The sequence below is a fragment of the Streptomyces sp. NPDC050422 genome (assembly GCF_044458665.1).
Taxonomy (GTDB): Bacteria; Actinomycetota; Actinomycetes; order Streptomycetales; family Streptomycetaceae; genus Streptomyces.
Window position 1 is genome coordinate 280,601 of record NZ_JBITIE010000001.1, and the last position, 12,687, is coordinate 293,287.

The 12,687-nt window shown below is 71.5% G+C and carries 11 protein-coding genes; 7 read left to right on the forward strand and 4 right to left on the reverse strand.

The annotated features are described in order from the left end of the window. Position 1: 1 nt before the first annotated feature. From ACIBJG_RS01185 to ACIBJG_RS01195, 3 genes are read right to left on the reverse strand one after another with little or no spacing between them, the layout of a single operon-like run. On the reverse strand, positions 2 to 427 hold the full coding sequence (locus ACIBJG_RS01185) for a DUF742 domain-containing protein (protein WP_399302634.1): 426 nt from the start codon (positions 425 to 427) through the stop codon (positions 2 to 4). Next, entirely contained in the window at positions 424 to 861 is a 438-nt protein-coding gene (locus ACIBJG_RS01190) for a roadblock/LC7 domain-containing protein (RefSeq protein ID WP_359144614.1), read from the reverse strand. The genes ACIBJG_RS01185 and ACIBJG_RS01190 overlap by 4 nt, the downstream gene beginning before the upstream one ends. Continuing rightward, positions 858 to 3,770, reverse strand: coding sequence for a nitrate- and nitrite sensing domain-containing protein (locus tag ACIBJG_RS01195; protein WP_399302636.1), 2,913 nt, complete (start codon positions 3,768 to 3,770; stop codon positions 858 to 860). The genes ACIBJG_RS01190 and ACIBJG_RS01195 overlap by 4 nt, the downstream gene beginning before the upstream one ends. 378 nt (positions 3,771 to 4,148) lie before the next feature. Here ACIBJG_RS01195 and ACIBJG_RS01200 point away from each other — a divergent pair, with 378 nt between their 5' ends. The 6 genes from ACIBJG_RS01200 to mnhG are packed head-to-tail and all read left to right on the forward strand — an operon-like array spanning position 4,149 to position 10,668. Beyond that, positions 4,149 to 7,067: a Na+/H+ antiporter subunit A gene (locus ACIBJG_RS01200; protein ID WP_399302638.1), complete on the forward strand. Its 2,919-nt coding sequence runs from the start codon at positions 4,149 to 4,151 to the stop codon at positions 7,065 to 7,067. Then, positions 7,064 to 7,693, forward strand: a complete 630-nt coding sequence (locus tag ACIBJG_RS01205; RefSeq protein WP_399302640.1) for a Na(+)/H(+) antiporter subunit C — start codon at positions 7,064 to 7,066, stop codon at positions 7,691 to 7,693. The genes ACIBJG_RS01200 and ACIBJG_RS01205 overlap by 4 nt, the downstream gene beginning before the upstream one ends. Then, positions 7,690 to 9,345, forward strand: coding sequence for a Na+/H+ antiporter subunit D (locus ACIBJG_RS01210; RefSeq protein WP_399302642.1), 1,656 nt, complete (start codon positions 7,690 to 7,692; stop codon positions 9,343 to 9,345). The genes ACIBJG_RS01205 and ACIBJG_RS01210 overlap by 4 nt, the downstream gene beginning before the upstream one ends. Beyond that, positions 9,342 to 9,986: a Na+/H+ antiporter subunit E gene (locus tag ACIBJG_RS01215; RefSeq protein WP_399302644.1), complete on the forward strand. Its 645-nt coding sequence runs from the start codon at positions 9,342 to 9,344 to the stop codon at positions 9,984 to 9,986. Before ACIBJG_RS01210 ends, ACIBJG_RS01215 begins: the two co-directional genes overlap by 4 nt. Then, on the forward strand, positions 9,983 to 10,318 hold the full coding sequence (locus ACIBJG_RS01220) for a monovalent cation/H+ antiporter complex subunit F (RefSeq protein WP_399302646.1): 336 nt from the start codon (positions 9,983 to 9,985) through the stop codon (positions 10,316 to 10,318). Before ACIBJG_RS01215 ends, ACIBJG_RS01220 begins: the two co-directional genes overlap by 4 nt. After that, entirely contained in the window at positions 10,315 to 10,668 is a 354-nt protein-coding gene (gene mnhG, locus ACIBJG_RS01225; protein WP_399302648.1) for a monovalent cation/H(+) antiporter subunit G, read from the forward strand. The genes ACIBJG_RS01220 and mnhG overlap by 4 nt, the downstream gene beginning before the upstream one ends. Positions 10,669 to 10,720: 52 nt before the next feature. Here the strand turns inward: mnhG and ACIBJG_RS01230 are convergent, their stop codons facing one another. Further along, the gene (locus ACIBJG_RS01230) at positions 10,721 to 11,269 is read right to left on the reverse strand and encodes a MarR family winged helix-turn-helix transcriptional regulator (RefSeq protein WP_399302650.1); all 549 of its coding nucleotides are present in this window, start codon (positions 11,267 to 11,269) and stop codon (positions 10,721 to 10,723) included. Between the two features lie 46 nt (positions 11,270 to 11,315). On the opposite strand from ACIBJG_RS01230, the gene ACIBJG_RS01235 reads away from it, so the two are divergent. After that, positions 11,316 to 12,614 (forward strand): multidrug effflux MFS transporter, encoded by a 1,299-nt coding sequence (locus tag ACIBJG_RS01235; RefSeq protein ID WP_399302652.1) that lies wholly within the window; start codon positions 11,316 to 11,318, stop codon positions 12,612 to 12,614. Positions 12,615 to 12,687: the final 73 nt, after the last annotated feature.

Sequence of the window (12,687 nt, forward strand, 5' to 3'; positions counted from 1 at the left end):
CTCAGAGTCTCCCGAGTCCGTCGCGAAGGGCGGCCAGCATTCCCATGTCGGCACCGCCGGCCGCCCGGGCCACCGAAAGGGGCGCACGGGCGAGCAGCAGGCCCTGGGCGACCAGGTCCGCCAGCAGGATCTTGGTCACCGAGACCGGGAGGTTGAGGTCCGCGGAGACCTCGGCGACCGCGGCGGGACGCAGGCAGCGCTCCAGGATCATCCGGTGCTCCGGCTGGAGCCTGCCCGGATGGATCGCCGCGCCGTGTCCGTCCCGCGGGTCGTGCGCGGTCGTCAGCACGGTGATGAGGGTGAAGTCGTCCCGCTCGGGAGCGGTCCGGCCACGGGTGATGGTGTACGGGCGCACCATGGTGCCCGCACCGTCCTCCTCGTCCGCCCAGCCCTCGTCGTTCGCCTCGTCCTCCCAGCGCGGGGTCACGCGCGCGGCCCGTCCCCGCCGCCGAAGGCGTTGAAGTCGCCCCGCACCGGGGTGCTGAGCTTCTGGCCGACCTGCTGGACGAGGTTGTGCATGGCGAGCGACATGATCTCGGCGTCCACCTCCTGGGAGGCGACGACGGCCAGGTGCGTGCCCTGGGCCGCCGAGATGATGAAGAGCCAGAGATCCGACAGCTCGACGATCACCTGGTGCACGCCGCCGCCGTTGAAGAGCTGGCCCACGCCGCGGGCCAGGCTCTGCTGCCCGGTGCAGATGGCGGCCAGCCGCTCGGCGTCGGAACGCTCGACGGTGCGCGAATGGCTCACCACCAGGCCGTCGTCGGAGAGCAGCACGGCGTTCAGGGTCTCGGCCACGGAGTCCACCAGACCGTCGAGCAGCCAGTCGAGGTCCTGGTGAGTGGCGGTAGTGCGTGTCATGACCGTTCTTCTCTCGTGGGGAGGGGGGCGGGAGGGTCGGGCTGCGTCGGCGGCTCGTCGGTCGCGCGGGCGGCGCGGGACCGGCGCTGGAAGGCTCCGATGGCGGCACCGGCGCGGCGCGGGGCCGGACGGGACTGCGGACTCGCCGACCTGCTCGGCGACGGGGACGGGGCAGTCCCGGAGGCCGGTGTGATCCGCAGTTCGTCCGCGAGGCTGGCCTGGCGAACCCGGCGCGGCAACGGGGGTTCCGCGGCGGGTCCCGCCGGCAGCGCGGGCCGTCCCGGCCCGCTCTCCCGGCCGGTCGTGCCGGCCGCCGGGGGAGCCGGATGGTCGGGTTCGGCCACCGGGAACCGTCCGGGGTGTCCTGCGGCCGGTTCCGGCTGCCGGGGTGCGGGCACCGGGAAGCCGGTCCGGTCGGGGACGCCCGCCGCGTACGGTCCCGGGTACGGCTGGCGCGGAGTCATGTACGGCTCCTCGGGCGTCTGGTAGGGCTGGTGCGGTACCGGGTACTGGCCCTCGGCCTTCATGTACGGCTGCTCGGCATCGGAGTACGTGTTCCGGTGGGTGCCGACGTACGCGGTGTCGCCCTGGTTGCCGTACGGGCTCTGATCCGTACCGCCGTACGGGGAGGCGGGTGCGCCCTGGCCGTACGTGTTCCCCGGCGTGGTGTCGCCGTACGGGGAGGCGGGTACGGCCTGGCCGTACGTACTGGCCGGCGTGGTGTCGGCGTACGGGGTGTACGGAGTCACCGGATCACTGAACGGGTTGCCGGCGGGGGCCGGCTGTGGTTGCTCCTCCCGGTCGGGGAAGGGTTCCTCCGCCACCGTGTAGGGCGCATCGGTGGTCTCGAACGGTGCGCCGGAGGCGTGCAGTGCCGTGACCCCGGCGAGGGCCTGGCCGCGGCCGCGGCTGGGCAGTGCGTCGGCGTCGCGGGTCGGGGCGGGCGCCGCGTCCGTGTCCTCGGGGGAGGGCGAGGGTACGGCCACCGGACCGGAGTGCGGGCCGGGGACGGTGAGCGCGTCGGGGACGAGCACGACGACCCGGGTGCCGCCGAAGGCCGAATGACGGAACTCGACCCGCAGGCCGTGCTGGTCGGCGAGGCGCGCGATCACGTACAGACCGAGCCGGATGTCGTCGGCATGCGCCAGCACGTCCATCCGGGGCGGCCTGCTCATCAGCTCGTTCGCCTCGGCGAGCTGCTCCTCCTCCATGCCCAGTCCGCGGTCCTCGACCTCGATGGCCAGGCCCCGGCTGACCCGGGCCGCTCTGACCTCGACGGGGCTGGGCGGCTTGGAGAAGGTGAGGGCGTTCTCGATCAGCTCCGCGAGCACATGGGAGACCGGGCCGACGGCCCGCTCCGAGAGCCACGGGGCGCCGTCCAGGTCCAGCACCACGCGCTGGTAGTCCTGCACCTCGCCCTGGGCGGAGCGCATGACGTCCAGCAGCGGTACGGGCTTGCGCCAGCGCCGGTGCGGGGAGCCGCCGGCGAGGATCACGAGGTTCTCCTCGTAGCGCCGGAGGCGGGCGGTGAGGTGGTCGAGGTCGAAGAGGCCGTCCAGTACCTCGGGGTCCTCGTGCTTGCGCTCCAGCTCGTCCAGCTTCTTCAGCTGCTGGCCGATCAACTGCTGGGTGCGGCGGGCGATGCGCTGCAGCAGCCGTTCGAAGCCACGGTGCTGGTCGGCCTGTTTGACGGCCGCCTGCAGCGCACTGGCGCGGGCCAGGTCGAGTGCGTCGCCGAGCTGGGTCAGCTCGTCGGCCTTGGCACCGTCCTTGCGGTCGTGGCCGATGGCGCGGGCCTCGGCCTCGACGTCGATGCGTTCGCCCTTGCCGAGCCGCTCGACGATGTCGGGCAGGTCCTTCTCCAGCTCCTCGGCCCGCTCCTGGAGCCGGCCGATTCGGCGGCGCAGGTTCCGGGTGAGGCGCCAGGTGATCCAGATGACCGCGATGACGGCGAGGAGGCCGACGACCGTGGTGAGGACGACCCTGATCAGCAGGGAGATGATGCTGTCCTTGCCGTTCGCGACGACGAGCTCGGTGCGGTGCTCCATCAGCTTCATCAGCTGGGGCGTGACCTCGTCCATCGCACCGCGCCAGGTCTTCTCCTCGACGCCGAGGCTGACGAAGCCGTCCTTGTCCGCGTCGGCGGGCCGCAGTACCTCGGTCTCCAACCGGGTCTTGGTCTTCCAGGCCGAACTGCCGGAGACCTCCTCCCACATGGCCTTCTCGTCCGCCGGAAGGTAGGGAACGACCTTGGTGGCGTACTGGAAGGTCTGGCCGGAAACGGCCTGCCGGACCTGCTGGAGGTCCTCCGTGCTCAGCTTGCCCTTGGTCCAGCCACGGGCCAGCAGGGCGTCCGAGCGCGAGATCATCTCCTTGGCCCAGAACAGGTCGACCAGCGGCTGGGACAGCGTGGTGATCTCGCCGTTGTCCACGTGGCTGAGCGCGGTGAAGAGCTGCAGGTCGACGGCGATCAGATCCGTGTAGTAGCCGTACACGGCCTTCTGCTGGTCGTTGTCCCCCTCATTGACGAGGGCGCGCTGGGCCGGGAGTTGGGTGATCGCCGTACGGGCCTGGACGACCGCGTCCCGGACCTCGCCGGGGGCGTCGTCGGTGGCGATGTCGGAGAGGGACTGGAAGGTGGTGATCGCTTCGTCGGTCAGCTTGCGCTGCTTGCGGAGTGCGTCGGTGGCACCTCCGTTGCGGGCCAGAGCCTCGGCGCTCAGCCGCCGCTCCTCCTGCAGGTTGTAGTAGACGATGTTGGACGGCTGGCCGGCCTTCTGGGCCAACTGCCCCTGGGCTGCTTGCCTCTGGAAGTCGAGCAGAGTCTGACCACTGGTGACGGCCCAGAGGGCGGCCAGTGCGACACCGGGGACGATGGCCAATACGAGCAGGGCCGTCCGCAGCGACATTGTGGTCGAGTCGCTCCGCCTTGACGCGCGCGTGCGCAGGGCATGCTCCTTGACGATGATGCCAGCCTCGCGACTGGTCAAATCCGTTGAAAACTTCGACAGATAGATATTAGTCACACTGCAAAAAAAGAAAGGAAGCGGGCTCACATGTGCAACACCGATCGCCCACAGAAACACCACTAACGCGCGGAGCTGTCCGGAAAGTGACATGGCGACGTCCCGAGGGGCGAAGGCACCGGTCCGGGGTGACGTCGCGGGAGCGGGATGACGGTCCATCACCGTCCGTGCGGCGCGCCGTACGGGTGAAGAGGGGATGGCGATATATCTGTACTTAGTGCCCACTGTCTGTTCTGTAACGCCTCCCGCCGCACCGGCCGTATGACCGCGCTCGTCATCTGCCACTTCGTCCTCGCCGCATGCGCGCGCCCGCTGGTGCGGCGCCTGGGCGCGCGCGCCTTCGTGGTCCTCGCGCTGCCCCCGGCCGCCACCACGTGCTGGGCGCTCGCCCAGTGGGACACGGCCGCCTCCGGCGCCTCGGTCACCTGGTCGTGGACCTGGATCCCGGCGTACGACGTCTCCGTCGGCCTGCGCCTGGACGCCCTCGCCGAACTCATGGTGCTGCTCGCGGCGGGCGTCGGCACGCTCGTCCTGCTCTACTGCGCCTCGTACTTCACGAGCGACACTCCGCAACTGGCGGGATTCGCCGGGAACCTGCTCGCCTTCGCCGGAGCGATGCTCGCGCTCGTCCTCAGCGACGACCTGATCACGCTCTACGTGTTCTGGGAGCTGACCACGGTCTTCTCCTACCTGCTGATCGGGTACGACAGCGAGCAGCGGCACAGCCGCCGCTCCGCCCTCCAGGCGCTCACCGTCACCACCCTCGGCGGACTCGCCATGCTGGTCGGCTTCCTGATCGTCGGCCAGGTGACCGGCACCTACCGCATCTCCGCGATCCTCGCCGACCCACCGCCCACGAGCCTCGCCGTCTCCGTGGCCGTGGTGCTGATCCTGTGCGGGGCCCTGTCGAAATCGGCGATCTGGCCGTTCAGCCTCTGGCTCCCGAACGCCATGGCCGCCCCCACCCCCGTCAGCGCGTACCTGCACGCCGCGGCCATGGTCAAGGCCGGCGTCTACCTGGTCGCCCGGCTCGCCCCGGGCTTCGCCGACGTACCCGTGTGGCGGCCCGTCGTCATGGTCCTCGGCGCAGCGACGATGCTGCTCGGCGGCTGGCGGGCCCTGCGGCTCAACGACCTGAAACTCGTCCTCGCCTACGGCACCGTCAGCCAGCTCGGCTTCCTCACCCTGCTCGCCGGCGTCGGCAACCGCGACGCGGCGCTGGCCGCCGCCGTCATGATCCTCGGTCACGCCCTGTTCAAGGCGCCGCTCTTCCTCGTCACCGGCATCGTCGACCATGCGGCCGGCACCCGGGACCTGCGCAGGCTCTCCGGCGTCGGGCGGTCGCTGCCGCACGTCTGCGCCGTCGCCGTGACCGCCGCGGCCTCCATGGCCGCACTGCCGCCGCTGCTCGGCTTCGCCGCGAAGGAGGCCGCCTTCGACGCGCTGCTGCACGGCGACACCGCGGACCGCTGGGCGCTGGGCATCACGGTGGCGGGATCGATGCTGACCGTCGCGTACACCGTCCGGTTCGTCTGGGGTGCCTTCTGGCGCAAGGCCGGTGTCGCCGACACCCCCGTCCACCGGGTCGCCCCGGCCTTCCTCGCGCCGCCCGCCCTGCTCGCCGTCTGCGGGCTGGTACTGGGCCCCGGTGTCGGCTGGACCGACCGGCTGTTCAGCGCGTACGCGGACGCCTTCCCCGCCCCCGCCCACCCGTACCACCTCGCGCTCTGGCACGGCTGGGGCACCGCGCTGCTGCTGTCGGTCATCGCCACGGCGGGCGGCGCGGTGCTCTTCGTCGTGCGGGGCCCGGTCGTCCGGCTCTCCCGGCGGATCGCCTGGCCGACCGCGGACAGCGTCTTCGGCCATCTGCTGCTGGGCCTGGAGCGGTTCTCCCTCCAGGTCACCGGATTCGTCCAGCGCGGCTCCCTGTCGGTCTACCTCGCCACCAGCCTGCTCGTGATGCTCGGCGGTCAGCTCGCCGTGCTCGGCGTCGACCGGCCCTGGCACGGCGCCGCGGCGCCGCGGCTCTGGGACGTACCGCTGCAGGGCGCCGTCGCGCTGCTGACCTGCACGGCGGCACTGTTCTGCCTGACCGTCAGACGGCGCATGAAGGCCGTGGTGCTGGCCGGACTCACCGGATACGGGACCGCGCTGCTCTTCGTCGTCCAGGGCGCGCCGGACCTGGCGCTCACGCAGTTCTGCGTGGAGACCGTGTCGATGATCGTGTTCGTGCTGGTGCTGCGGCGGATGCCGGTGCACTTCCAGGAGTCGGTGAGCACTTGGCGGCGGGCCGTCCGCATCCCGGTGGCGCTGGCCGCCGCGGCCACCCTCAGCGTCGTGGTGTGGGTCGCCGCGGCCGCCCGCACCGCGGAGCCCGCGGGCGCCGCCATGGTCGAGGAGACCGCTCACCACGGCCTCAAGGACGTGGTGGCCACCATCCTGGTGGACCTGCGGGCCTGGGACACGATGGGGGAGTCCGCCGTCCTGGCCGCCGCGGCGATCGGCGTGACGAGCCTGATCTATCTGCACCGACGCGCCGAGGGCGACCCGGCGCCCCCCGAGACACGGCGGCACACCGCCTGGTCGGTCACCACGCCCCCGCTGACCGGGGTTCCGCGCGGAGACGAAGGCGCGCCGGAGCGCGGCTGGCTGGCGGCCGGCGCCACGCTCGCGCCCGAACACCGCTCCATCGTCTTCGAGGTGGTGGCCCGGCTGCTGTTCCACCCGATCCTGGTGCTCTCGGTGTATCTGCTGTTCTGCGCCGAGAACATGCCGGGCGGCGGATTCGTCGCCGGGCTCGTCGCCGGCGTCGCGCTGATCACCCGTTACCTGGCCGGCGGCCGCTTCGAACTCGCCGAGGCCGCACCCCTGCAGCCCGGGCTCTTCACCGGCCTCGGCCTGTTCCTGTCCACCGGAGTGGCCCTGCTCGGTCTCGCGGACGGCACGGTCCTGCACGCCTGGACCCACCACGGACACCTGCCGCTCATCGGCGACTACCACTTCGGAACGCCGGTCATCTTCGACTGCGGGGTCTATCTGCTGGTCCTGGGTGTGGTGCTTGACATCGTGCGCGCCCTCGGCGCCAAGATCGACCGGCAGATCGAGCGGGCCGCGGCCGAACAGGCGGCCGCCGGCCCCGCTACCGGCCCCGCATCCGGGACGGGAGGCGCCACCCCGTGACCGTCAGCGTCTCGCTCCTCGCCACCGCCGCGGTCCTGTGCGCGGTCGGCGGCATCCTCATGCTCACCCGGCCCCTCACCCGGATCCTGCTGGGCGCGGTCATCGCGGGCAACGGCATCAACCTGCTCGTCCTGTCCGCCACCGGATCAGCCGGCCGTGAACCCCTGCTCTACGGCGTCGAACTGGGCCGGGTCACCGACCCGCTGCCCCAGGCCATCGCCCTCACCGCGATCGTCATCACGCTGGCCACCACCGCGTTCCTCCTCGCCATGGCCTACCGCAGCCACCAGCTGACCGGCACGGACGAGGTGCACGACGACGACGAGGACCGCCGCATCGCGCTGCGCGCCGAGGTGCTGGGGGAGCGCGACGAACTGCGCGAGCGGTACCGCTCCGAGTCCGACCGCACCGCCGAGGAACGCCGCCGCTACCGCGAGGAGCGCCGCCGCCTGCGCGCCAGGCTGCGCGCCGACCGCGCCCTCCAGGCCCGCGGCCGCGACGCGAGCGGCGACCTGTGGCACGACGTCCTGGGCGCCGACCCGGAGGACTACGCGCAGGAGCGGCCCACCGAGGGCCCCGATACCCCCAGCACCCCCGACGACGCGAACCGAGGAGACACCGGGTGAACGCACTCGTCCCCCTGCCGGTGCTGCTGCCGCTCTGCGCAACCGGCCTGAGCCTCGCCTTCGGCACCCGGCTCAAACAGTTCCAGCGCTTCATCAGCGTCGCCGTGCTCACCGCCGTACTGGGTCTTTCGGTCGCCCTGATGATCGCCGCCGACAGGAACGGCCCGCTCAGCGTGCACCTCGGCGACTTCGCACCGCCGCTCGGCATCACCCTCGTCGCCGACCGGCTCTCCGGACTGATGCTGACCGTCTCCTCGGCCGTCACCCTCTGCGTCCTCGTCTACTCCCTGGGCCAGGGCATGGCCGACCGGGACGAGGAGACACCGGTCGCCGTCTTCCACCCCGCCTACCTGATCCTGGTCGCCGGAGTCTCCTGCACCTTCCTCTCCGGCGACCTCGTCAACCTGTACGTCGGCTTCGAGATCATGCTGGTCGCCAGCTTCGTCCTGCTCACGCTCGGCGGCACCGGCCCCCGGATCCGGGCGGGCTCCACGTACGTGATCATCTCCCTGTTCTCCTCGATGCTCTTCCTCACCGCCATCGCCATGACGTACGCGGCCACCGGCACCGCCAACTTCGCCCAACTGGCCGGCCGCCTCGCCGAACTCCCGCTCGGCGTACAGACCCTGATCCAGGCGATGCTGCTGACGGTCTTCGCCATCAAGGCAGCCGTCTTCCCCCTCGCCGCCTGGCTCCCCGACTCCTACCCGACCGCACCGGCCCCCGTCACCGCGGTCTTCGCCGGACTGCTCACCAAGGTCGGCGTCTACTGCATGCTGCGCACCGAGACGCTGCTCTTCCCCGGCAACCGGCTCGGCGACCTCCTGATGGCCGCGGCACTCGCCTCGATGGTCGTCGGCATCCTCGGCGCCGTCGCCCAGACCGACCTCAAGCGGCTGCTCTCGTTCACCCTCATCAGCCACATCGGCTACATGGTCTTCGGCATCGGCCTCGCCACCCGGCAGGCTTACGGCGGCGCCATCGTCTACGTCGTCCACCACATCACCGTCCAGACCACGCTGTTCCTGGTGGCCGGACTGATCGAGCGGCGGGGCGGCACCACCGAACTGACCCGGCTCGGCGGCATCGCCAGAGCCGCTCCGCTGCTGGCCGCCCTCTTCTTCGTACCCGCGATGAACCTGGCCGGCATTCCGCCGCTCTCCGGCTTCATCGGCAAGCTCGGACTCATGCGGGCCGGTGTCGCCGACGGCAGCGTCTGGGCGTGGATCCTCGTCATCGGGTCCACGGCGACCAGCCTGCTCACGCTGTACGTGATGGCCAAGGTCTGGAACCTGGCGTTCTGGCGGGCAGCACCCCCCGGCCAGGCCGCCGACGGCACGGTGCTGGAGTCGGACGACGACAGCGACGACGACGACAGCGACGACGGACCCGACCGGATGCCCGGCACCGGCGACGAAGGGGTACGCCCCCGCCACGAGCCGGCCGGACGCGCGGTCGCGGCCACCCTCCACGGTCACGCCGTCACGACCACCACCAAGCTGCCGCACCTGATGACCTGGGCCACCGCGGCGACGGTCGCGCTCGGCCTCGCCTTCACGGTGTTCGCCGGACCGCTGACCTCGTACACCGACCGCTCGGCCGCCGAACTCATCGCGCGCGCCCCCTATATCGAGGCGGTGCTGGGCCGGTGAAACGCCTGATCACACTCTCCCGCCGGAACAAGGCCCTGCCGCCGTTCAGCTGCGAGTTCGGCGGCCGCAGGCCGCGCGTGCTCGACCTTCCGCTGATCGCCTGGCTCACCCTCATCTGGGTGCTGCTCTGGTCCAGTCTGAACTGGGCCAACGTCCTGACCGGAGCCGTGGTCGCGGTGGCCGTGTGCCTGGCCTTCCCCCTGCCCCAGGTCGATCTGGGGCTGCGACTGCACCCCTGGGGCATCGTGCGGCTCGTCACCTGGCTGCTCTACGACATGTACACCTCCGGCGTGAAGGTCACCCGGCAGATCTTCGGGGACCGCCCGCACCGGGCCGCCGTCATCGCCGTTCCGCTGCGCTGCCGCTCGGACCTGATGCTCACCGCGACCGCCGTCGCGGTGTCGAACGTCCCGGGCGGATCGGTCGTCGAGGTGCGCCGCGCCACCGCCACCGTCTTCGTGCACGTCCTCGACGCGGACCGGCCCGCCGAACTGGACGCAGCCCGGCGTTCCGTATGGCACATGGAGGAGCTGACCGTCCGGGCCTTCGGCACCCGCGACGAGATCGACCGCGTCGCCGGGCCGCCCCCGTCCGTAACGCACCCCGGCGAGCGGCCGGGCAACCAGGAGGAGGGCGCATGAGTGTGCCGGAGACCGTGGACCGGGTGCTGCTGACCGCGGCCGTCGTCCTGATCGTCGTCGCCGGAGCGGCCCTGCTGATCCGTATCCAACGCGGCCCCTCCATGCTCGACCGGGCTCTCGCGCTGGATGTCTGCGCGGCGCTCATCATCGCCGGGCTCGGCGCCAAGTCCGCCTTCGCGCGGGATCCGTTCTACTTCCCGATCATGCTGGTGCTGGCGCTCCTCGGCTTCACCGGATCGGTCGGCATCGCGCGCTTCATCGCGGTGCGCGACCGGCCGCCGGGCCGCCCGCGCCCCGACGGCGACCCGCGGACCGACAAGGAGGCGCCGTGAACGTCTGGCTCCAGATCGTGGACACGGCGGGCGCGGTGCTGCTGCTGATCGGCGCGGCCATCTGCCTGCTCGGCGTGATCGGCATGCTGCGGCTGCCCGATGTCCTCTCCCGCAGCCACGCCGCGACCAAGCCGCAGTCCCTCGGCCTGCTGCTGGTGCTGGCCGGGGTCGCACTGCGGCTGCGCAGCGGCATGGACCTCGCGACGCTGGGCCTGATCGGCTTCTTCCAGCTGATGTCCAGTCCGGTGGCCGCGCACCTGGTCGCGCGCTCCGCGTACCGCACGGGCCAGATCGACCACGGTGAGCTGCTCTTCGACGACCTGGACGAGCAGCTCACCGAGGAGAGCTGACCCGGGCTCCGGCAACGGTGCGCGGGGTGACGGGCGCCCGGGCTCCGTCCGGTCAAGTGGCCTGGGTGCCCCGGATGTTGGTGAGGCCCAGACCCAGGCCCCTGCCGTGCCGGCCGGCCAGACCGTCCTCCATCACCTCGGCGAGGCGCGCGAGGGCGTCGACCACCCGCGCCCGGTCCTCGCCGAGACCGGACAGCAGCTCGGCCTCGGTGGTGAGCTGGCGCGGGAAGATCTGGTCGATGGCCTGCTTCCCCGACTCCGTGATCGTCACGAGCGCGGCCCGCCGGTCGGCGGGGTTCGGAGTGCGTTCGATGTGGCCGCGCTTCTCCAGCTTGGCCAGCGTCTTGCTGACCCCGGCGCGCGACAGCCCCATGTTGTCGGCCAGCCGGCGGGCGATGGACGGCTCGGTCGCGTAGCGGAGCGGAATGAGCAGGTCTGCCTCGGCCACGGTGAGGGGAGCGCCCTCGTACACCGGCTCCAGAGCGCGGGCGAAGAGCGCGGACACCTGCTTGACGAGGCCCACGACGTCCATGGCGGAGGCATCGAGCCCAGGGTTGTGACGGGCCCAGTCGTCGCGGACACCATCGGGGTGGGGTTGCACCGGCACTCCTTTGTTAACCAGCGAACTATCGGTTACCTTTCTTGCCATGCTATCTCGTTCCCCCGCCTCCGACGAGGCGGCGTCCCGGGCTGCCCGGCCCCCGTCCGCCCCGCTCGTGTCCCCCAAGCAGGTCTCCGCCCTGATCGCGGTCCTGGGCGCGCTCACCGCCGTCGCCCCGCTGGCCACCGACATGTACGTGCCCGGCTTCCCCTCGATGGGAGCCACCCTGCACGCGAGCAGTTCCGCCGTGCAGCTCACGCTGACCGCCTTCCTGGTCGGCATGGTGGTGGGCCAGCTGCTGATCGGCCCGATGAGCGACGGCTGGGGCCGCCGCCGGCTCCTGATCTCCGGATCGGCGGGCTTCGTCCTCTTCTCCCTGTTGTGCGCCGTCGCGCCGAACGTGGAACTCCTCACCGCGGCCCGTTTCCTCCAGGGCTTCGCGGGCGCCGCCGGAATGGTGCTCGCCCGCGCTGTGATCACCGACTGCTTCCGGGGAGCGGACGTACCCCGCTACTTCGCGCTGCTCTCGCAGATCCTCGGCATCGCACCGATCGCCGCCCCCGTCATCGGCGGCGCGGTCCTGTCGCTGTCGACCTGGCGCGCCGTCTTCGTCGTCCTCGCCGTTCTCGGCGCCCTCATGCTCATCGCCGTACTGAAGAAGGTCCCCGAGACACTGCCGCCCGAACGCCGGCACAGCGGAGGCCTCACCGGCACCTTCCGCACCATGGGCACGCTGCTGGGGCACCGCGCCTTCATGGGCTACGTACTCGTGCTCGGCTTCACCTCGGCGGCGCTGTTCGCCTACATCAGCGGTTCCAGCTTCGTCTTCCAGAACGTGCACGGCGTATCGGCCACCGCCTACTCGCTCATCTTCGCGTCGAACGCGGTGGGCATGCTGATCGCCGGAGTCACCTTCGCGCGGCTCTCCGTACGCGTCCGGCTGAACACCCTCCTGATCGCCGGGCTCACCCTCTCGGGCGTCGGTGCCGTGGCCCTGCTCGTCCTGCCCGCCATGACGGGGGAGAACCTGGCCGTCAGCTGGATCTGCCTCTTCGTCGCCATCTCCGGCATCGCGGTGATCTTCCCCTCGACCATGAGCATCGGCCAGAGCCTGGGGCGCAGCGCACCGGGTGCGGCATCGGCGCTCATCGGCGGACTCCAGTTCCTGTTCGGCGCCGTGACCTCACCGCTGGTCGGCCTCTTCGGAGAGGACAGTGCGACTCCCATGGCCGCCATCATCGTCGTCGCCCTCGCCCTGGCGGGCGTCAGCCTGCTCCTGCTCGCCCGGCCCTGGATGAGCCACGGAGAGGTGACCGCCGAACCCGCCGAGCACGAGAAGCCCTGACGGACAGCGCCCCGGTCCGCCCTGTCTGCGCACCCGCGTGATCACGTACTCTCTGCCCGCACGGTCGACGACG

Bases quoted from the DNA above. Each gene is read 5' to 3' on its own strand.
- ACIBJG_RS01190 (WP_359144614.1), bottom strand. From the start codon at position 861: ATGACACGCACTACCGCCACTCACCAGGACCTCGACTGGCTGCTCGAC.
- ACIBJG_RS01195 (WP_399302636.1), bottom strand. From the start codon at position 3,770: ATGTCGCTGCGGACGGCCCTGCTCGTATTGGCCATCGTCCCCGGTGTC.
- ACIBJG_RS01200 (WP_399302638.1), top strand. From the start codon at position 4,149: ATGACCGCGCTCGTCATCTGCCACTTCGTCCTCGCCGCATGCGCGCGC.
- ACIBJG_RS01220 (WP_399302646.1), top strand. From the start codon at position 9,983: ATGAGTGTGCCGGAGACCGTGGACCGGGTGCTGCTGACCGCGGCCGTC.
- ACIBJG_RS01235 (WP_399302652.1), top strand. From the start codon at position 11,316: ATGCTATCTCGTTCCCCCGCCTCCGACGAGGCGGCGTCCCGGGCTGCC.